At 43.7% G+C, this 19775-nt stretch carries 17 protein-coding genes and 1 pseudogene; 15 read left to right on the forward strand and 3 right to left on the reverse strand.

From position 1 onward, the window contains the following. Positions 1–132 precede the first annotated feature (132 nt). Entirely contained in the window at positions 133–318 is a 186-nt protein-coding gene (locus ACTNA4_RS14495) for a hypothetical protein (RefSeq protein ID WP_427808656.1), read from the reverse strand. A 907-nt stretch (positions 319–1225) separates the two neighbouring features. Here ACTNA4_RS14495 and ACTNA4_RS14500 point away from each other — a divergent pair. Further along, positions 1226–1557: pseudogene (locus ACTNA4_RS14500) on the forward strand (AAA family ATPase); the annotation flags it as partial. Between the two features lie 347 nt (positions 1558–1904). Continuing rightward, positions 1905–2915, forward strand: a complete 1011-nt coding sequence (locus ACTNA4_RS14505) for an alpha/beta hydrolase (RefSeq protein WP_427808648.1) — start codon at positions 1905–1907, stop codon at positions 2913–2915. Between the two features lie 6 nt (positions 2916–2921). Here ACTNA4_RS14505 and ACTNA4_RS14510 read toward each other — a convergent pair whose 3' ends face one another. Next, the gene (locus tag ACTNA4_RS14510) at positions 2922–3704 is read right to left on the reverse strand and encodes a helix-turn-helix domain-containing protein (RefSeq protein ID WP_441030749.1); all 783 of its coding nucleotides are present in this window, start codon (positions 3702–3704) and stop codon (positions 2922–2924) included. A 125-nt stretch (positions 3705–3829) separates the two neighbouring features. Here ACTNA4_RS14510 and ACTNA4_RS14515 point away from each other — a divergent pair, with 125 nt between their 5' ends. From ACTNA4_RS14515 to ACTNA4_RS14565, 11 genes are all read left to right on the forward strand, one after another. Next, a complete protein-coding gene (locus ACTNA4_RS14515) occupies positions 3830–4543 on the forward strand; it encodes an ABC transporter ATP-binding protein (RefSeq protein WP_427820725.1) in 714 nt (237 codons plus the stop codon). Then, complete coding sequence (locus ACTNA4_RS14520) at positions 4537–6135, forward strand: putative ABC transporter permease subunit (protein WP_427808640.1); 1599 nt, start codon at positions 4537–4539, stop codon at positions 6133–6135. The genes ACTNA4_RS14515 and ACTNA4_RS14520 overlap by 7 nt, the downstream gene beginning before the upstream one ends. Positions 6136–6306: 171 nt before the next feature. Next, positions 6307–7863, forward strand: a complete 1557-nt coding sequence (locus ACTNA4_RS14525; protein ID WP_441030752.1) for an amino acid adenylation domain-containing protein — start codon at positions 6307–6309, stop codon at positions 7861–7863. Continuing rightward, on the forward strand, positions 7863–9080 hold the full coding sequence (locus ACTNA4_RS14530) for a diaminopimelate decarboxylase family protein (RefSeq protein ID WP_441030765.1): 1218 nt from the start codon (positions 7863–7865) through the stop codon (positions 9078–9080). The genes ACTNA4_RS14525 and ACTNA4_RS14530 overlap by 1 nt, the downstream gene beginning before the upstream one ends. Continuing rightward, the gene (locus ACTNA4_RS14535) at positions 9046–9273 is read left to right on the forward strand and encodes a phosphopantetheine-binding protein (protein ID WP_427820727.1); all 228 of its coding nucleotides are present in this window, start codon (positions 9046–9048) and stop codon (positions 9271–9273) included. The genes ACTNA4_RS14530 and ACTNA4_RS14535 overlap by 35 nt, the downstream gene beginning before the upstream one ends. 1 nt (position 9274) lies before the next feature. Continuing rightward, the gene (locus tag ACTNA4_RS14540) at positions 9275–10864 is read left to right on the forward strand and encodes an MBOAT family O-acyltransferase (protein ID WP_441030754.1); all 1590 of its coding nucleotides are present in this window, start codon (positions 9275–9277) and stop codon (positions 10862–10864) included. Next, positions 10851–11837, forward strand: coding sequence for an SGNH/GDSL hydrolase family protein (locus ACTNA4_RS14545; protein WP_441030756.1), 987 nt, complete (start codon positions 10851–10853; stop codon positions 11835–11837). Before ACTNA4_RS14540 ends, ACTNA4_RS14545 begins: the two co-directional genes overlap by 14 nt. A 62-nt stretch (positions 11838–11899) precedes the next feature. Further along, positions 11900–13279, forward strand: a complete 1380-nt coding sequence (locus tag ACTNA4_RS14550) for an alanine/glycine:cation symporter family protein (protein ID WP_427820729.1) — start codon at positions 11900–11902, stop codon at positions 13277–13279. 367 nt (positions 13280–13646) lie between these two features. Beyond that, on the forward strand, positions 13647–13988 hold the full coding sequence (locus ACTNA4_RS14555; RefSeq protein ID WP_441030758.1) for a PadR family transcriptional regulator: 342 nt from the start codon (positions 13647–13649) through the stop codon (positions 13986–13988). Beyond that, positions 13975–14814 carry a permease prefix domain 1-containing protein gene (locus ACTNA4_RS14560; RefSeq protein ID WP_441030760.1) on the forward strand — a complete coding sequence of 280 codons (840 nt, stop codon included), beginning with the start codon at positions 13975–13977 and terminating at the stop codon, positions 14812–14814. The genes ACTNA4_RS14555 and ACTNA4_RS14560 overlap by 14 nt, the downstream gene beginning before the upstream one ends. Before the next feature lie 193 nt (positions 14815–15007). Then, positions 15008–16459 (forward strand): 4Fe-4S dicluster domain-containing protein, encoded by a 1452-nt coding sequence (locus ACTNA4_RS14565; protein WP_441030762.1) that lies wholly within the window; start codon positions 15008–15010, stop codon positions 16457–16459. A 63-nt stretch (positions 16460–16522) separates the two neighbouring features. Here the strand turns inward: ACTNA4_RS14565 and ACTNA4_RS14570 are convergent, their stop codons facing one another. Further along, positions 16523–17404 carry a DUF4352 domain-containing protein gene (locus ACTNA4_RS14570; protein WP_427808618.1) on the reverse strand — a complete coding sequence of 294 codons (882 nt, stop codon included), beginning with the start codon at positions 17402–17404 and terminating at the stop codon, positions 16523–16525. Between the two features lie 231 nt (positions 17405–17635). Between ACTNA4_RS14570 and ACTNA4_RS14575 the strand changes: the two genes are divergently transcribed. Next, positions 17636–18655: an alpha-hydroxy-acid oxidizing protein gene (locus tag ACTNA4_RS14575; protein WP_427808616.1), complete on the forward strand. Its 1020-nt coding sequence runs from the start codon at positions 17636–17638 to the stop codon at positions 18653–18655. Positions 18656–18676: 21 nt separating this feature from the next. Beyond that, positions 18677–19708 (forward strand): 3-deoxy-7-phosphoheptulonate synthase, encoded by a 1032-nt coding sequence (locus ACTNA4_RS14580; protein WP_427808614.1) that lies wholly within the window; start codon positions 18677–18679, stop codon positions 19706–19708. Positions 19709–19775: the final 67 nt, after the last annotated feature.

Consider the following 19775-nt stretch of genomic DNA (forward strand, 5'->3'; position numbering starts at 1 on the left):
CCCCCCGCCCGCCCCCCCCCCCCCCCCCACCCCCCCCCCCGCCCCCCCCCCCCCCCCCCCCACCTCTGTTCAAGTCTTGATGGTTTAATAAGACTTTACACCTTGAAGCTTAGTAATAGTTTATTCCGGTAATTAGTTTAAAGTAATATCTTCGACATTAACCCCCATTGATGATAACTTGGCGGTTGTGACTTTGATTTGGTAATCAAGTGTTTTGTTTTCGTGATTACCGTTGCTTTGCTTGATTTGTTGAAGAATAGAATATAAATCAATCAGATTATTTATCATCTCTTTGTCACTTGGCATGTATTCGTTCATCCTTTCGTACTCCTTCCATGTAAGAATATACTTACATTATAGGAAAGTTTGAAAATAGTGTAAAGCCTTATTAAACTATCAAAGGACAAATCATGGAATGCTTGAGAGTTTTTATTCAGATTTCCATAGAATGGAGAATTGAATTGTTTATTTGAAAAATGTCTATGACTTCCGTACGGAAGAATGCGTGAATTTAATATAGCAGAAAGGGGCCAGGGGGTCAATGAAAATTAGGAAACAAAAGAACGGAAAATTTGATATCGCTTAGCCTCTGGAAGAGCGGTATTCGCCCGGGGATACTCCGTATTTTCTCCTTCGGGATAAAAAACGGGTATTCAGGCAAGTATAACAGCCGGGAGCTTGCAGTATGGCGAAGAAACGTTTCGGGTAACCGTATACGATATCCATGCAGCCGGGTTCTTTTTGAACCAGTTCCATTATGATCTGCTCAAAACATTGCAGAATGCGGAACGTGTTCCTATAAAAAATGTCAGAAGAAGAGGCGATAAAGTCAAGATAATCCACCTGGTCGTTCTGTAAAGTGTTCCGCATTATGAAATTCAGAAGATCCGGAATTTCACGCTGGGAGGAAGAGGGAAAATCGTAGAAGAATCCGGGGCGAAAACTGAGATAAAGAGCGCAGAAGGCACGTTGATAGCTTTCTACATGCGGACTTTTTGGTTGATGAAGCAACAGTCACCGGCGCGATAGTGTTTATGTACTCCCACAATGACGAAATCAAGTTCCCCCGAAATAACATAGGTAATGACAATTGTCGTTGAGGATGAAAAGCAGAAACAAAAGTGGTTGTACGTTAAAAAATGTCGGTTCTGGCTTTCGTTACTTGTATTTTCTTCTGGAAATCTCTATACTAAATATAGGTAAAGTATTTTCGGGAGGTTGCTGAATGGGCATTTATTTAAACCCTTCTAACGATAAATTCAGTGAAGCAAGAAATTCTGAAATATATGTGGATAAATCTGAACTGATTAAATATACGAATAAAGTTTTGCATACCTCACAAAAATGTATCTGTGTCAGCAGACCCCGTCGGTTTGGAAAGTCAATGGCGGCAAACATGCTGGCTGCATATTATAGCAGAGGGTAACACGTGAACTGAAACGGGAATGTCCGGATGCGGATTATTTTGATCTTGAAGATTTGATTCAGACTATGCAGGATATCTATGCAGAAACGGGACGGAGCTTTATTATTCTGATAGATGAATGGGACTGTATATAATCCACAATCTGTGGTATTTAGTATTCTATCAGGTGCGTTTAATAATTATTGGAATCAGACGGAAACGTATGAAGCATTGAAAATATATATTGATTTAAATTATGATGGCCTGAAAATCAGATTATCCGTATGATGCAAGGGGATTCTGTCAGTATCGATATAGGCAGTTTTAATAATGACATGACTTCATTTGCTTCTCGGGATGATGTACTGACGCTTTTGATACATCTTGGATATTTGGGATATGATTCGCAGTATCAAGAAGCGTTTATACCCAATAATGAAATTAAATGTAAAATGGAAGAACTCAGCTACTGAATGCGCAATAAAAAAGGAGTATAGAAATGAAAAAGCAGACCATTAATTTATGGAACAAAGAGGATTATACTTATCCATGTGCGGGAGAATTTCTTCCCAATATCACGGCTTATCTTCATGAAGATGAAGATGTTCATCCGGCAATGCTCGTGGTGCCGGGTGGCGGATATGCTTTTGTCAGTCCGACAGAGGGCGAAATTGTAGCGAAACGATTTTATGAGGCAGGGTATCAGGCATTTGTTCTTACTTATACGATCAATATGTATCAGCTTGCACCGCTTAAAAAACAGCCGCTTCGGGATATTTCCAGAGCTGTGCGTTATATCCGGAACTTTGCAGAATGTCTGCGTATAAAGTGCGATCAAGTTGTCTGCTGCGGTTTCTCAGCAGGTGCTCATCTTACAGGAAGTCTTGCGGTTCATTATCAGGATCAGGAGCTTACGAAAGAGCCGTATGCTGAGATTTCTAATCGTCCCGATGCAGTGATTCTCTGTTATCCGGTGATCACAAGTGGAGAAAAAGCGCATCGCGGCAGTTTTGATCTGCTTCTTGGAAAGGATGCATCTGAGGAGGAACTTACATGGGCAAGTCTGGAAAAACAGGTGACAGCTGACACGCCTCCGGCTTTTCTGTGGCAGACATTTACGGATGCGACGGTGCCGGTGGAGAATAGTATCATGTATACAAAAGCATGCCACAATGCGGGAGTTCCGTGTGAATTACATTTATTTATGGAAGGAAGACATGGAATGAGCCTTGCAAATGAAGAGTGGGCAACGAACAATATCGGGGAAGACAGTATTTATACGATGATGCAGCAATGGCAGACATTAAAGACGTTGTACAATGTGCGGCCGGAGATGGTGCCGACGATGCTTGCTCCTTCTGCCAAAGCAGAAACACTGAAAGAGTTTGCCGTGGAATGGACGAAAGCAACTGTGGGAATCCGGCAGATGGAGGAACAGCATGCAGATGAATCCGCCATGCAGTGGCCGGATCTGGCACTTACATGGCTGGATAAGATCTTTGTAAGTTAAATTAGTTTATCTTAATTTTTCCCGATATTCTCCTGGGGTAATGCCATATTTTCCTTTAAAAATTTTATAAAAATGTGTTCGGTTGTTAAAACCAAGTTGCAAAGCAATAGAAGAAATGGAAGCGGTTGTATCAGATAGAAGATGCTCCGCTTTCTTTAGTGTAAATGTCATACCATAATCATAAAGGCACATACCGGTATATTTATGAACGATAGTATTAATATAGTTGCCGCTGTAACAAAGAGTATGTTCCAGAGCAGAACGTGTCATTCGCCCATTGGTATCTTCCATCAAATGGCTTATTCGAGAAAAAAGAAGTAAATCAGTGCCTGAGTTGAGTTGAACATTACTAATATGATAGTATTCTTTTGTGTCGAGATATTGAAATAATTCACAGATTAACGCTTTTATGGCAAATGTTGAGCCTAATTTTGGAAACAGCATTGCATGAAGCAAATGATCAGATAATTTATGCAGGTCTGAAAGATGACTTTGATTCTGGAAGGCCGGAAAAAAATCTAAATAGTTTTTACCTTTCTCTTTTTGTAAATTTGAGGACATAAACTGAAATACTGAGTTTTCAGAAGCAGTTTCTTCTTTAGGAAAATAAGCTGCCTTGTGAGATTCCAGTAACTCTTTGACAAAATCTATGGACAGAACAATAAACAGAATCTTAGCTTCACCAGTAAATTTTTTAATGTGAACAATGTTCTGATTAATTGGTTTCGTAGGGACGGAGCATCTTGCCACGAGAAGCGCCCTTTGGTCATTTTCGTGTAACAGCTGCAATATCTCTCAAATTGACACATATCTATAAGAAATCCACCTAGTATAATGGTGGATTTTTTTGTATGATAGTATTAACAAAATCATAAGCTCAAAAGTAACATCAGAAGAAATGGGAGAATAATACTATGCTGTATATTGAACACTTAACGAAAACATTTGGAGAGAAAAAGGCAGTCGATGATCTGAGTCTTCATATTGCTCCGGGCGAGATCTACGGTTTCATCGGCCATAACGGTGCCGGAAAGACGACGACGCTGAAGTCTGTGGTCGGCATTCAGCAGTTTGATTCCGGTGAGATCACGATTGGAGGGACATCCATACAGAAGGATCCGCTGACCTGTAAAAAGCAGATTGCCTACATTCCGGACAATCCGGATCTTTATGATTTTATGACGGGAATCAAATATCTCAACTTTATCGCTGATATTTTTGGGGTGTCCTCTGAGGTGAGACAGGTACGGATCCGAAAATACGCAGAATTGTTTGAACTGACGGATGATCTGGCACAGCCTATTGCTGCGTATTCCCATGGAATGAAGCAGAAACTGGCAATTATTTCGGCATGGCTTCATGATCCGAAGCTGATCATTATGGATGAGCCATTTGTTGGTCTGGATCCCAAGGCTTCCCATCTCCTGAAAGGGATGATGCGTGAGGTGTGTGATCAGGGCGGAGCAATTTTCTTCTCTACGCATGTACTTGAGGTGGCGGAAAAGCTCTGTGATAAGGTGGCCATTATCAAAGGCGGAAAGCTCATCCGTTCCGGAACGATGGAAGAAGTCAAAGGAGATGACTCTCTGGAAGAAGTATTCCTTGAATTGGAGGGAGAATCATGCTAAAAACACTCGTCAAAAAACAGATGATGGAGATTTTTCGTGGATATTTCTATGACGCGAAGAAGAATAAAAAGCGGTCTAAACTATCGATGATTGGATATATGATCTTATTTGGGGTTATTATGATCGGCCTTCTGGGAGGAATGTTCACATTTCTTTCTATGACGATCTGTCCGGCTCTCTCATCAGCCGGTATGGGCTGGCTTTATTTTGCGATTATGGGGCTGCTTTCTATTTTTCTGGGAGTATTCGGAAGTGTGTTTAATACATACTCTGGATTATATCTTGCCAAAGATAACGATCTTCTGCTTGCCATGCCGATTCCCGTTCGCACGCTCATGGTGTCACGCCTTCTTGGAGTCTTTCTGCTGGGATTTATGTACGCGGCGGTGGTTATCGTGCCGGCAGTCATTGTGTACTGGATCTTTGCTCCGGTAAATGTTTCAGTAATTCTGGGTGGAGTCGTGCTGATCGCGCTGATCTCGATTTTTGTACTTACACTTTCGGCGGCACTTGGATGGGTCGTTGCAAAGATCAGTCTGAAGCTGAAGAATAAGAGCTTTATCACCGTATTTGTATCGCTTGCTTTTCTCGGTGCATATTATTTCTTCTATTTTAAGGCGCAGTCCATGATAGGTGTTCTGATTGCAAATGCAGCGGAATACGGCGGAAAGATCAAAGGAAAAGCATATTTGCTTTACTTATTCGGAAGAATCGGGGAAGGGGACTGGTTGGCGATCACTCTGATGGCAGCGATCATTCTTGCGTTGTTTGCTGTAATGTGGACATTATTGTCACGGAGCTTTCTTAAGATAGCGACAGCTTCCGGCAAAACTGCCAGAGCAGTATATAAAGAAAAGACGGTAAAAATGAGGAGTGTTTCCCGGGCTCTTCTTGCGAAGGAATTCGGTAGGTTTACTGCGAGTCCGAATTATATGTTGAATTGCGGACTGGGCATTCTGATTCTGCCGGTTTGCGGCATACTTCTTCTTGTAAAAGGAGGCATGATTATCAGCATTCTGAATCAGGTGTTCGGTGCAGAAACGGGGACGACTCCCGTACTGGTATGTACCATGATCTGTGTGCTGGTTTCTATGAATGATATGGTGGTTCCGTCTGTCTCACTGGAAGGGAAGAATATCTGGCTTGCACAGTCTCTTCCGGTTACGCCATGGCAGGTCTTGCGCGCCAAGTTATCGGTTCAGTTGTTTCTGACGGGAATTCCGGCACTGTTCTGTTTGGGATGTACTCTGTTTGTACTTCCATATTCACCGGTTCAGATTCTTCTTGTGCTCTTGACGGTAAGCGCTTATGTCGTATTTTCTGCTCTGCTTGGACTTACACTGGGATTAAAAATGCCGAATCTGACCTGGACCAATGAAATTGCACCGATTAAACAGAGCGTGGCCGTGATGGTGGCGATGTTTGGCGGCTGGATTTATTCGGTGGCGTTATGTGGCATCTACCTGATGTGGGCATACAAAATCGGAATGGTGATATATCTTACCATAGTTGCTGCACTGACATTATTGATTTCTGCAGGACTCTATACCTGGATTAAAAAGAGAGGAACAGAAGTGTTTGCGGCGCTGTAAAAGGAAGAAAATAGTATTGGGAAATGATTGGGTAAAATCCGAACTTCGGATTTTACCCATTTTTTCTTTGGAATTTCTTAAGGGTTTGTGTCTGAAAGGATTAAGATATGGGGGTTATAATGGCCTCATCAAAGGGAAAATACTTTGAAATATCTTAAGAGGAGTAGAAATATGGAGGATTTTCAGACGAAAACAGGAATGAAATCAGATAAGAAATGTAATGTCCTGGAATTTCTGGAAGAAACTGAGAGAAAATATCCGGACAGAACAGCGGTGGATGATGGTACGTTTTGTCTTTCGTGGAGAGAACTGAAAGATCTATCGCAGAGAATGGGAACGCTGTTCTGCGAAATATGCGATCAGGGGGAGCCGGTCGTTATATTGGCAGAAAAGAGTGCAAGGACACTCGCGGCTATGTTCGGTGTGGTTTATGCCGGATGTTTTTATGTGATGGTTGATCCGTCCCAACCGGCGGCGAGAGTTCGGGAAATATTGAAAATACTCGAACCGCAGCTTGTTGTATTGAATAACGAAAATGAAATGCTGTTGGACGAGGCGGGTTACACAAAAAGAAAGTATATTCTCCGGGATACTATCGAGAGAGAAGCCGATATCGGGCGTTTGCAGCAGATACGCCGGCAGAGTCGTGGTACCGATTTGTTGTATGGGATTTTTACATCAGGGTCGACGGGAACACCGAAGGGAATAGTAGTCAGCCATCAGGCAGTGATTGATTTTATCACTCATTTTGTAGAGGCGTTTGGATTTCATGATAAAGACAGAATCGGAAATCAGGCGCCGTTCGATTTTGATGTGTCTGTAAAAGACATTTACACAAGTATATCAACAGGTGCTACGCTTGTATTAATACCGAAAGAATTATTTTCATTACCTTCGAAGCTGTTAGATTATCTTTGTGAGAAGGAAGTGACTGTTCTCATTTGGGCGGTATCGGCGCTTAGCATGGTGACGGCATTGAAAGGACTTGATTATCGAGTGCCTCGCGGCGTACGGCTGATTGGATTCAGTGGAGAGGTCATGCCGGTCAGACAGCTTAGGATGTGGCAGAAAGCATTGCCGGATACTTCGTTTGTCAATCTGTATGGTCCAACGGAAATCACCTGCAACTGTACTTATTATCCGGTTGAGCGGATGTATGCAGATGGGGAAAAGCTTCCGATCGGAAGAGCCTTTCCGGGGCGAAGGGTGTTCCTTTTGGATGAGCAGGAACAGATCCTACAGGTGCCGGGAAAAATCGGAGAAATCTGTGTGGCAGGGGAATCCTTGTCTGAAGGATATTACAGGAATCCGGAGGAAACGAAGAAACGGTTCCGGATGATTCACTTTTCCGGACAGAAAGAAGAGAGGTGCTATTGCACCGGAGATCTTGGATATTACGATGATGAAGGAATGCTTTATTTTTCCGGCAGGAAGGACTTTCAGATCAAACATATGGGACACCGCATTGAACTGGAAGAGATCGAAAGCACACTGAATCAGGTGGAAGGTGTAGAGAGAAGCTGCTGTCTGATGGATGAGCGGAGAAACAGACTGATCGCATTTTACCTGGGTGGGGCGGATCCGGGAGATGTCAGAGCATATTTGAAAAAGCATTTTCCGGTTTATATGATTCCCCACAAAATACAAAAAACGGAGGGAATGCCGTTAAATAAAAACGGAAAGACTGACAGAAATTATTTCAGAAAAAAACTGGAGGTAGGAATGTGATGGAAATGGAATGTCTGGAACATGGCATCATGAAGTATGGAACGCCGCTTTATATCTATGATATTGACCGGCTCTCCGAAACGGTCGCGTTCTTTCGGGAGAAGCTTCGGGGAAGAGCAGGAATCTGCTTTGCGATGAAAGCAAATTCATTTCTTGTGAAACAAATGGCTGCGCTTACGGACCGGATCGAGGTATGCTCCATGGGGGAATTTGAAATTTGCCGCAAGCTTCAGATCGAACCAGAAAAACTTTTCATATCAGGTGTCCTGAAGAAAAAAGAAGATCTATATGAAATTATGAATTTCTACCGGGGAGCGTGCACATATACAGTCGAATCATTGAATCAGTTCCATTATATGGCTGACTGGTGTGATATCAATCATGAGGTTATTCCGGTATATCTAAGGCTGACCAGCGGAAATCAGTTCGGGATGGATGAGGAGACGATTCGGAATCTGATCTCGATCCGAAAGATGTGTCCGTATCTGAAGATCCAGGGGGTTCATTATTTTTCCGGGACACAGAAGAAATCGGCTGAAAAGATCAGGAAGGAACTGACATATCTGGATCAGTTTTGCTGTGAACTGGAAGAAAGAACGGGCTATCAGATCGAAGAACTGGAGTACGGACCGGGACTTGCGGTCTCGTATTTCGAGGGCCAGACGGATCATTTAGAAGCGGATGTTGAAGAAATTGCGGAGACACTTGCAAAAATGCGATGGAAAGGAAGTGTGATGCTGGAAATGGGGCGTGCACTTGCGGCAACCTGCGGGTACTATCTTACCACGGTCAGAGATACAAAGAAAAATGGGAATCATTATTACTGCATCGTAGACGGAGGAATCCATCAGATCCATTATGACGGGCAGATCCGTGGCATGTATTTGCCGAGGATCCGCGTCAGCCCTGAAAAAAGTCAGGGAACAAAACGCGAATGGACGATCTGTGGATCTTTGTGTACGGTGAATGATGTGCTGGTACAGAGGGCTGAATTCACAGATCTGAAAGCAGGGAATGTGTTGATATTTGAACGGGCCGGAGCATATGCAATGACGGAAGGAATGGCTTTATTTTTAAGCCATGAACTGCCGCAGGCTGTGTTCTACAGCAAAGAGATGGGCTGGCGGCTCGTACGGGAAGAACAGCAGACTTACGAATGGAATATGGAAAGGGAGACAAAAGATGGAAAAATTATTGGATATATTAATGGAGATTGATGACAGTATTGACTGGAAGGCACAGAAGGCGCTTGTAAATGACAGACTTCTGGATTCGTTTGCGGTGATTTCACTGATTGCGGAACTGGAGGAACAGTTTGACATTGAAATTGAAGCAGCGGAGATCATTCCTGAGAATCTGAATTCTGTGGATGCGATCTGGAAGATGATACAAAGGCTGAAGGAGAATTAACATGGCTTATCATACGTCGATTTATCTGTTCGTGTTTCTGCCTGTTGTACTGTTGGTCTATCAGCTGACTCCGAAAGAGCTGCGGTGGATGACACTGCTCCTCTCCGGATATGTGTTTTTCTGGACGATCAGCGGAAAACTGGTCCTGTATCTGATCGGCACAACATTGTTTACTCATTATATTGGTGTCTGGATGTCCTGGATGAAACTGCAGTGCGAAACTGCAGTTTCCGGACTGACTAAAGAAGAGAGCAGCATCGTAAAAAAGCGATATAAACAGAAAGAAAAATGGATCCTTATAGGTGGGATCCTTGGATTACTCTTGGCACTTGCATACTTGAAATATTATAATTTCTTTGCAAAGAATATAAATGCAATAATAGGAGCTTGGGGAGGCTCGTATGCATTACAGACAAAAGAGCTTCTCCTTCCTATTGGTATCTCTTTCTATACGCTTCAGGCAATCGGCTATATGGCGGATGTATATTGGGGAAAATTGAAAGTAGAGCAGCATCCCGGAAAGCTTGCTCTTTTTCTGGGCTTTTTTCCACAGATCATGGAAGGTCCGATCAGCATGTATTCGCAAACGGCAGACGCGCTCTGGCAAGGGGCACCGATAACCGGAGAGAATCTCTCAAAGGGCAGCGTGCGCATTCTCTGGGGACTATTCAAGAAAATGATCATTGCGGACCGACTTTATGTATTTGTGCAGGCAATCTTTGAACATTATGAAATGTATCACGGTGTTATGATTGCGGCAGCGGCAGTTGCCTATACGGTTCAGCTCTACATGGAGTTCTCCGGATGTATGGACATCATTATTGGAAGCGGAAGGATGTTCGGAATTACGCTTCCCGAGAATTTTCGACAGCCGTTTGCTTCGCGGAGCGCGGCAGAATTCTGGAGACGCTGGCATATTACACTTGGCGTATGGTTTAAGACCTATGTATTTTATCCGGTTTCCGTTTCCGGACTGGTGAAAAGATGGAATAAATTCGGAAGAAAGCATTTGGGAAAGTATTTGACAAAGCTGGGCGTATCAGCTTTGTCACTGTTCCCGGTATGGATCTGCAATGGGCTTTGGCATGGAGCAAGGTGGAGTTACATTTTTTACGGAATGTATTATTTTGTGATTCTGCTCGGCGGTATTGCGATAGAGCCTGTCAGAAATAAGGTGCTTGACGCATGTCACATCAATGAAAATGCATGGTATTTCCGGTTGATTCAGATCCTCAAAACGTGGATGATCATTTTTACCGGAGAATTGTTCTTTCGGGCAAACGGACTGCGTGCAGGAATTTCGATGTTCTTCAGCATGTTTCGGAATTTTGAACTACAACGACTGTGGGATGGAACCATGCTGACATTTGGACTCGATCAAGCAGATTATCTGGTCGTTGTGGTCGGGTGCGTGGTTGTGGCAATTGTAGGAATGATGAAAGAAAGGAATCTGCTGGGAGAGGCAGGACTTCAGAAATTATGTCTGCCGATGAGATGGGCGATTTATTATGGCCTGATTTTGGCAGTTGTAATTCTGGGAGCATATGGAATCGGTTATCAGCAGGTGGATATGATTTATGCAGGATTTTAAAAATATAGGAAAGAGAGCAGGAAAAGTTGCCCTCTTTCTGGCAATCTTATTCGTGATTTTTGAATTGATGGCAGAAAGAATGGAGATTGCCCTGATTAAAAATGACAATCTCGTGCAGAGCAGGAACAAAAGTCTGTTTCGGATCCAGAGGGAACCCCAAGACAGCATTGATGTGATTGTTCTGGGAGACAGCCTGAGTTATGCGTCTATTTCACCGATGGAATTGTGGGAGGAGCATGGAATTACAGGATATGTATGCGGACAGTCAGGACAGAAGATCCAGGAAACCTATCATATGCTGGAAACTGCTTTTGAGACGCAGTCTCCGAAGCTGGTCATACTGGAAACGAACACTTTGTTTCGGGGAAGAACGGGGCTGGAAGGGATCAAGGAAACCATAGAGGCATGGGGAAATTATTATATTCCGATTTTTCGCGGACATGATATCTGGAAATCATTTCTGATCGACAAAAAGTATCCGGAAGAGAGTTATAAAGGGTTTTCGTTCCGCTGTGATGTTCAGCCATATAAAAAAGGAAATTACATGTTGGAAACAGAACAAAAAGAAGAGATGCCTGATACCGTGGTTAAATATATGGAAAGTATTCAAAAACTCTGTTATAAAAAGGGTGCCGAGCTTCTTCTAGTGGGAACCCCATCGCCGGTCAATTGTAATTACCGACGACATAACAGTATCAGTGCTTATGCAGAATCTAATTCTCTGGATTACCTGGATATGAATCTCAGGTTGGATGAAATAGGAATCGACTGGGAAACGGACAGCCTGGATAAGGGAGATCATCTGAATCTGTCAGGAGCAGAGAAAGTGACAAAGTATCTGGGAGACTATCTGGAGGAGCACTATGAGCTTCCGGATCACCGGGGAGAAAATTCTTACAGGGGCTGGGAAAAAGAGGCGCGAGAGTATGAACAGAAGGCGCAATTACATTTGGAACAAATGGCAGCAAAGTAAAGGAATCGCAGGGATAGTCTGTGCATATAATGTGGAAAAGAGATGGGTGAGGAGGAAAAACTATGTTATCAATTGTTCAAACAATTAATGCTTATCTGTCGGATTATATTCTGGTGTTTCTTTTGGTGGCAGTTGGACTTTGGTACACAATTAAGACAAGGTTCGTTCAGGTGAGGTGTTTTGGAGCCGGTCTTAAGAAAATTTTCGGGGATATTTCTTTTAAGGGAGGAGCACACGGAGGCGGAATGAGCTCATTCCAGGCTGTAGCAACAGCAATCGCGGCTCAGGTAGGTACGGGAAATATCGTAGGAGCTGCTGGAGCGATTCTTACCGGTGGACCGGGAGCCATTTTCTGGATGTGGATCATTGCATTTCTGGGAATGGCAACGATTTATGCAGAAGCAACTCTTGCACAAAAGACGAGAATCAAGGATTCAGAAGGGAATATCCAGGGAGGCCCGGTGTACTATATAACCAGGGCATTCCAGGGCAGATTAGGAAAATTCCTGGCCGGATTCTTTGCAGTTGCAATCATTCTGGCGCTTGGTTTCTTTGGATGTATGGTACAGTCCAACTCCATTGGCTCCACAATCCACACAGCATTTGGCATCCCTTCATGGATCGTTGGTGTTGTCCTGGTTGTGATCTGCGCTTTTATCTTTATGGGTGGGGTAGACCGTCTTGCTTCTGTTACTGAAAAGCTCGTTCCGGTCATGGCAGCTGTTTTCTTATTGGGAGCGCTGGGGGTGCTGATTGCCCGTATTAAATACGTTCCTGCTACATTTTTCATGATCTTCCGGTATGCATTCCAGCCACAGGCAATCATTGGCGGTGGCCTGGGCGCAGCTTTAAAAATTGCTGTCAGCCAGGGGGCAAAGAGAGGGCTTTTCTCAAACGAAGCCGGCATGGGTTCTACACCGCATGCTCATGCGCTTGCACAGGTTAAGAATGCACATGAACAGGGAACAGTTGCTATGGCAGGTGTGTTTATTGACACATTCGTTGTTTTGACTTTAAATGCGCTGGTTATTATTTCCACATTATATACAGCTGATGGACCTCTTGCGGGAGGATATACAGGTGGCGTGGTGGAAACATTAAATAAAGCGAATCTCGCACAGACCGCATTCGGAGTAGTCTATGGAGAAAAACTGGGATCCGCTTTCGTGGCAGTCTGCCTGTTCTTCTTCGCATTCTCCACGATTCTCGGATGGAATCTGTTCGCGAAAATCAATGTGAATTATCTGTTCGGACCGAAAGCAACCAAGCCGTTTCTTATGATTGCTTTGGTGTTTATTTTCCTTGGAACACTTGCATCCAACGATCTTGTATGGGAACTTTCCGATATGTTTAACCAGCTAATGGTTATTCCAAATGCAATCGCCCTGTTCGCGCTGACGGGTGTGGTTGTAACGAGTATGAAAGAAGACGGAGGAAAGTAATTCATATTGTGATAAATAAAAAGCCGATACATGCTGCATCGGCTGAGAGAAAAGAGAGGATCTATATTAAAGGTGTCTGCCCTTTGGGCGGGCACCTGATTTTTTAGGCGGACATCCTGACATCCATACAGAGTCGGTATCATCTATGATTGCCGGCGTCCTTTTAATTTATGCTTTAAGTATAATAGTAAAATATGGAAAGAATGTGACCATGGACTTAAGAAATTTTGAAAAATATTAAGAACATCTAAAGTACTTATAAAAAATGTATTCTCTATATGATGCAGCTTCAGAATACGGAAAGAATCACTTGACATATATAGATTACCGATATATCGAAGATCAACACATGAAAGGGGAAGTATTTATGGCAGTAGATAAAAGTTTAATTTCCGGAAGCACAGCAATGCTGATATTGAAGCTGTTGGAAGAAAAAGATATGTATGGCTATGAGATGATTGAGACGCTTAGGGAGAAGTCGAATAATGTCTTTGAACTGAAGGCGGGGACTCTTTATCCGCTTCTGCACTCAATGGAAGAGAAGGGATGGCTGACTGTCTATGAACAGGAATATGGCGGTAAGCTTCGTAAATATTACCGGCTGACCAGGGAAGGGAAGAAACAGCTTGCTGCAAAGAAAGCAGAGTGGAAGGAATACTCCACGGCAGTTGTGAATGTGCTGGGAGGTGTGCTTTATGACCCGGCTTGATTATCTGAAGCTTTTGACAGAACAGATTCGCTGCAAAAAGGCAAGACTGATGATTGAAGAAGAATATCAGGCCCATATTGACGACCAGAAGCTGGATTTTATGGCGCAGGGCATGAGTGAAGCGGAAGCAGAAGAAGCGGCTGTGAGGGAGATGGGAGATCCGGTGGAGGCAGGAGTACAGCTTGACAGGATCCACAGACCGAAGATGGATATGAGACTGATTGCTATGATCGTCATGCTTGGTATATCGGGAGTTGCCATACAGGTTTTTCTGGAGAGAACAGCAATACTCTGCGGAGCAGGCGATTACCTCGCAGCATCTTATGATCCGGCGGGACTCAGGTTTATTTTGTGGACGGCAGCAGGAAGCATTTTGATGTTGGGAGTCTGTTTTGTGGATTACACGCTGCTTGGCAAATATGCACTCCGGATCTGGGCTGCAATGATGATGATGATGGCAGTATACCGGGTATTCGGCAGAACCGTGAATGGAATGTATCCAAAACAGGGACTGTTTTACTGTGTGCTGGTTCCGGTTTTTGCGGGTGTTGTTTTTCACTTCCGCGGAGCAGGAAAACAAGGGATGATGAAATGTATTCTCATATTGGTATTATCAACAGTGCTTCCACTGGATTTAAATTCCAGTGTGTATATGATTTTATTTTATATGACAGGGGGATGCATTTTAATACTTGCCGTTCATAAGCGGTGGTTCGGAAAAGAGAAAAAGCGCCAGTACATACTGATGGCCGGAACGACAGTCTTGCTGCCTGTGGGGATTCTACTGTCTATTACCAGAAATCAGAATGTTGTGAAAGCGGGATAACCTTTTGAATCCATGAGTTTGGGTTACGTTTTGCGAAAACAGAACATTGTGTTTGAGGCTTGTACATTGTATGCAAAATAGTACAAGATTGTTAAAAAAATGACTGGGAAAAGAAGAAAACTCATGTTATGATTTGAATCAGAAACGAGATACATTATTATGATTGAGAAAATTCTTTTTGGAGGGTAAGAAGTTGAGAAACGCAGACGCAAATGTAATCAAAATCAAACATGAAGTACTGGAAGAAGTAGCACGTCTGGCATTTGCCGGGGAACTCGAGGAGTATAAGGACGATATCGCAATGAAGTTGATTCCGGGTCCACTGCCGCAGTTCCGCTGCTGTATTTACAAGGAACGTGAGATTATCAGACAGCGTGTACGCCTGGCTGAAGGAAAAGCGCCTGGAATCAAGGATGATGGAAATGTAATCCAGGTAATCAGTTCTGCATGCGAGGACTGCCCGATTTCCAGTTATGTCGTAACAGAAAACTGCCAGAACTGTCTTGGAAAAGCATGTATCAACGCCTGCAATTTCGGTGCGATTGAACCGGGAAGGTATCGTTCCCATATTGACGCTTCCAAATGTAAAGAATGTGGAAAATGCGCACAGGCCTGTCCGTACAATGCAATTGCTCATTTGAAGAGACCATGCAAATTCAGCTGTCCGGTAGATGCGATTTATTATGATGAAAATGGTATTTCCGTTATCGATGATTCAAAGTGTATTCGTTGTGGAAAATGTGTTCACAGTTGTCCGTTCGGAGCAATCGGATACAAATCCTCCATTGTAAATGTAATTAAAGCAATCAAATCCGGTAAGAAAGTATACGCGATGCTGGCACCGGCAACAGAAGGACAGTTCGGTGTGGACATCACCATGGAAAGCTGGAAAAAAGCAATGAAAGAAGTTGGATTTACGGATTTCATTGAAGTGGGACTTGGTGGTGATCTAACTGCGAAATATGAAGCAGAAGAATGGGTTGAAGCCTATAAAGACGGACGTAAAAAAGTAACCTCCTGCTGTCCGGGATTTGTCAATCTGGTACGGAAGCATTATCCGGAATTGAGTGATATGATCTCTACAACGGTTTCTCCGATGTGTGCAGTTTCCCGCCTGGTGAAGGCAAAAGAACCAGATGCGGTTACCGTATTTATCGGACCATGTCTTGCAAAGAAATCAGAGATTGCAGATCAGAGGATTGAAGGAAATGCAGACTATGCCCTGACTTACAGTGAAATCCGTGCAATTATGCGTGCGAAGGGTGTTGCTCTGGAACCGGCAGACAATACTTATCAGGAATCTTCTGTATTTGGAAAGCGATTCGGAAATTCCGGCGGTGTTTCAGATGCTGTGATGCAGAGTATGAAGGAAGCCGGTGAAGAACTGGATATTAAAGTGTACAAGGCAAATGGTGCAGTTGAATGTAAGAAATCACTGCTGCTTATGAAAGTCGGACGTCTGCCTGAGGATTTCATCGAAGGAATGGCTTGTGAAGGCGGATGTGTCGGAGGACCAAGTGCTTTTAAAGATCAGATGCTCGCAAAGAAATCCAGAGATTCGCTGATCAAAGAAGCAGATGCGAGAGGAATCTGTGAGAACCTGAAGAATTATGATGAGACTTCATTCTCTATGCACAGAGAATAAACATTATTAAAAAGGGAGTGCTGAGGCGCTCCCTTTTTTTAGATTCTAATTTGAAACCATGGATTATTTTGATATTTTAAATACGACACCCTCATCCTTCCAGACCTGATCGGTATAGTGAATCTCCAGATTCATCCAGTCTGTCGGAACTTCCAGACAGAGATACCCACTTAGTGAAGAACCGGGAGCAATGGAACCATCCATCTGCTGACGGTCCGTGTTCGCGGCAAGGGCGGTAAAAGCATTGACGCTATAGTCAAGCTTTATTTCATTACAATAGGATTCAAAACTTGCCATGCTGCTGACGGTGATATCCTTTTCCGCCTGATTGGTAATCGTAAGGTTGACAAAGACAAATACATTGCCTTCCTGAGGGGAAGCCCATTCGTCACCTTTGGATTCCTCGTAATCGGTTACCTGAATGGAGATATCATTCAGCGTAGCGGTGTCGCCAAGTGCATAGGAGGTGTCATCTCCACCCGTTTTTGTGGTATCATCTGTCTGAGGATCCTGAGAATCCTGGGATGACTTTGTAAACGGAAGTAGATCTTTGCTGATTAGACCGGATTTTACGGCGACAACTACGATCAGGATGACTGCGAGCAGGAAAATCAGAATCATTCCTGCTAATTGTTTCTTTTTCTTTTTGGACCTTCTTCCGGATCTGCTTTGACTGGATGAAGAACGTTTGCCTGATTTGGGGGAAGAACCTTTTGATTTCCGGTTGCTGCCTTCTGACCGTTCAGTCTTCCGTCCGGGCTTTTCCGGTTCCGAAGGTTCTATTGCATCTTCTGTATCATAAAGTGTATAATCTGTATAATCATCATCAGTCTCATCTGGTATCAGGGATGTCGCCGGATAACGTTTCCGGCAGGAATCGCAGAGATAATATCCCGGATACTTTTTACTGGGACGTACATCAGATCCACATCTGGGGCATTTCATATGGTACTCTCCTCTATATATTTCTCTAACTTTGCTGTATGCAAATTTAAGTGCCTATGTGGACATTATAGCATATCAAAGTAAAAAAACAAGTAAAGGTCACAGAATATTTAGAAATCCATGGAATGGATTTCTTGTTTTCCGGATAGGAAAGTGTTATGATTATCATAAGTATCGGCTTCATTTGGGTAAGAAAAATACCGATGGATAGAAGAAAGCGAGGCAGAGAACATGGATTATAAAGAGGTACTTGAAAATGCAAGAGAATCGATAGGAAATTATTGTAAAGCCTGTCCGGTATGTAATGGAAAAGCATGTGGGAAACAGATACCGGGACCGGGAGCGAAAGGTGTTGGGGACACGGCTATTCGCAATTATGAGAAATGGCAGGAGATCCGTGTAAACATGGATACCATCTGTGACGGAGGAGAAATAGATTCATCCTGTGAGCTGTTCGGACAGAAGTTTGCGTATCCGTTTTTTGCCGGTCCGGTTGGTGCAGTGAATTTACATTATAGTGAGAAATATGATGATATTTCCTATAATCAGGTTCTTGTATCTGCATGTGCGCAGAATGGAATTGCGGCATTTACCGGAGACGGAGTGAATCCGCTGGTTATGGAAGGAGCGACTGCGGCAATCAAGGAGAGCGGCGGCATGGGTGTTCCGACCATCAAACCGTGGAATCTGGAAACGATTCAGGAGAAAATGCAGTTGGCGATCGAATCAGGAACATTTGCGGTTGCCATGGATGTGGATGCTGCCGGACTTCCGTTTCTGAAAAACATGACACCGCCGGCAGGAAGCAAGAACGTCAAGGAACTTGCGGAAATTGTGAATATGGCAGGCGTGCCGTTTATCGTGAAAGGTGTTATGACGGTCAAAGGAGCGCTGAAAGCAAAAGAAGCAGGAGCAGCAGCAATCGTGGTTTCCAATCACGGAGGACGTGTTCTGGATCAGTGCCCGGCGACGGCAGAAGTCCTGGAAGAAATTGCAGACGCAGTAGGAGATTCTATGAAGATTCTGGTGGACGGCGGAATCCGCTCCGGAACAGATATCTTTAAAGCACTTGCACTCGGAGCAGACGGAGTTCTGATCTGCAGACCGTTTGTTGTTTCTGTGTATGGAGGCGGGGCAGAAGGCGTGAAGACCTATATTGAAAAGCTGGGAGCTGAACTGAAAGACACGATGCAGATGTGCGGGGCACATTCTCTGAGTGAAATCACCAGAGATATGGTGCGTTACTGCTAGATAAAGGAGATACAAAAAGTTATGGGGATGAAAGTGAATGCAGAACTGCCATTGCCGGCAGATTTGAAAAATGAATATCCGTTATCGGAAAAGATCAAGGAGATCAAGGCAAAAAGAGACGCGGAGATCAGAGATATTTTTACTGGAAAATCCGATAAATTTGTTGTCATTATCGGACCTTGTTCAGCGGATAATGAAGATTCTGTCTGCGAATATGTGAATCGTCTGGCTGAAGTAAATGAAAAAGTTTCTGAAAAATTGATGATCATTCCAAGAATTTATACGAATAAACCCAGAACAACAGGAGAAGGATATAAAGGAATGCTGCATCAGCCGGATCCGGATAAGGCTCCGGATCTTCTGGCAGGGATTATCGCGATCCGAAAAATGCATATCCGTGCGATTGAAGAGACGCATCTGACCGCTGCCGATGAGATGCTGTATCCGGAAAACAGAAGTTATCTGGATGATATCTTATCTTACGAAGCAATCGGGGCCCGTTCCGTTGAGAATCAGCAGCATCGTCTGACAGCAAGCGGTATGGATATTCCCATCGGCATGAAGAACCCGACCAGTGGAGATCTGGGAGTCATGCTGAATTCCGTTGTGGCTGCACAAAGCGGACATCGCTTTATTTACCGTGGACAGGATGTGTCGACAGACGGAAATGAGCTTGCACATGTGATTCTACGAGGCGGTGTTGATAAATACGGAACCTGTATTCCGAACTATCACTATGAAGACTTGAGAAGATTGGAGAGTCTGTATTATAAGAAAGATTTGAAGAATCCGGCGGTTATCATAGATGCCAACCATTCTAACTCGAATAAACAGTACAAAGAGCAGCTGAGAATTGTAAGCGAAGTGCTGCATACACGGAAATACAATCCGGATCTTCGCGGACTGGTGAAAGGAGTTATGGTAGAGAGTTATCTGCTGGAAGGACGCCAGGATATCTGTTCTCATATGGAATACGGAAGATCGATCACAGATCCTTGTATCGGATGGGAAGATACGGAAAAATTAATATATAAGATAGCAGAAGAATGCTAAAGAGACAGCGGGGAAGGAGAGTCGGCGGGGACAGGTTCCTTGATTCACATTTGTGAGTCAAGGAACC

Source organism: Bariatricus sp. HCP28S3_A7, assembly GCF_052066375.1.
Lineage (GTDB): Bacteria > Bacillota > Clostridia > Lachnospirales > Lachnospiraceae > Allocoprococcus.

Excerpts from the sequence above, each read along its gene's own strand:
- ACTNA4_RS14540 (WP_441030754.1), top strand. The coding sequence starts at position 9,275 with ATGGCTTATCATACGTCGATTTATCTGTTCGTGTTTCTGCCTGTTGTA.
- ACTNA4_RS14580 (WP_427808614.1), top strand. The coding sequence starts at position 18,677 with ATGGGGATGAAAGTGAATGCAGAACTGCCATTGCCGGCAGATTTGAAA.
- ACTNA4_RS14495 (WP_427808656.1), bottom strand. The coding sequence starts at position 318 with ATGAACGAATACATGCCAAGTGACAAAGAGATGATAAATAATCTGATT.
- ACTNA4_RS14560 (WP_441030760.1), top strand. The coding sequence starts at position 13,975 with ATGACCCGGCTTGATTATCTGAAGCTTTTGACAGAACAGATTCGCTGC.
- ACTNA4_RS14530 (WP_441030765.1), top strand. The coding sequence starts at position 7,863 with ATGGAAATGGAATGTCTGGAACATGGCATCATGAAGTATGGAACGCCG.
- ACTNA4_RS14575 (WP_427808616.1), top strand. The coding sequence starts at position 17,636 with ATGGATTATAAAGAGGTACTTGAAAATGCAAGAGAATCGATAGGAAAT.
- ACTNA4_RS14505 (WP_427808648.1), top strand. The coding sequence starts at position 1,905 with ATGAAAAAGCAGACCATTAATTTATGGAACAAAGAGGATTATACTTAT.
- ACTNA4_RS14535 (WP_427820727.1), top strand. The coding sequence starts at position 9,046 with ATGGAAAAATTATTGGATATATTAATGGAGATTGATGACAGTATTGAC.
- ACTNA4_RS14545 (WP_441030756.1), top strand. The coding sequence starts at position 10,851 with ATGCAGGATTTTAAAAATATAGGAAAGAGAGCAGGAAAAGTTGCCCTC.
- ACTNA4_RS14520 (WP_427808640.1), top strand. The coding sequence starts at position 4,537 with ATGCTAAAAACACTCGTCAAAAAACAGATGATGGAGATTTTTCGTGGA.
- ACTNA4_RS14525 (WP_441030752.1), top strand. The coding sequence starts at position 6,307 with ATGGAGGATTTTCAGACGAAAACAGGAATGAAATCAGATAAGAAATGT.
- ACTNA4_RS14570 (WP_427808618.1), bottom strand. The coding sequence starts at position 17,404 with ATGAAATGCCCCAGATGTGGATCTGATGTACGTCCCAGTAAAAAGTAT.
- ACTNA4_RS14555 (WP_441030758.1), top strand. The coding sequence starts at position 13,647 with ATGGCAGTAGATAAAAGTTTAATTTCCGGAAGCACAGCAATGCTGATA.
- ACTNA4_RS14550 (WP_427820729.1), top strand. The coding sequence starts at position 11,900 with ATGTTATCAATTGTTCAAACAATTAATGCTTATCTGTCGGATTATATT.
- ACTNA4_RS14515 (WP_427820725.1), top strand. The coding sequence starts at position 3,830 with ATGCTGTATATTGAACACTTAACGAAAACATTTGGAGAGAAAAAGGCA.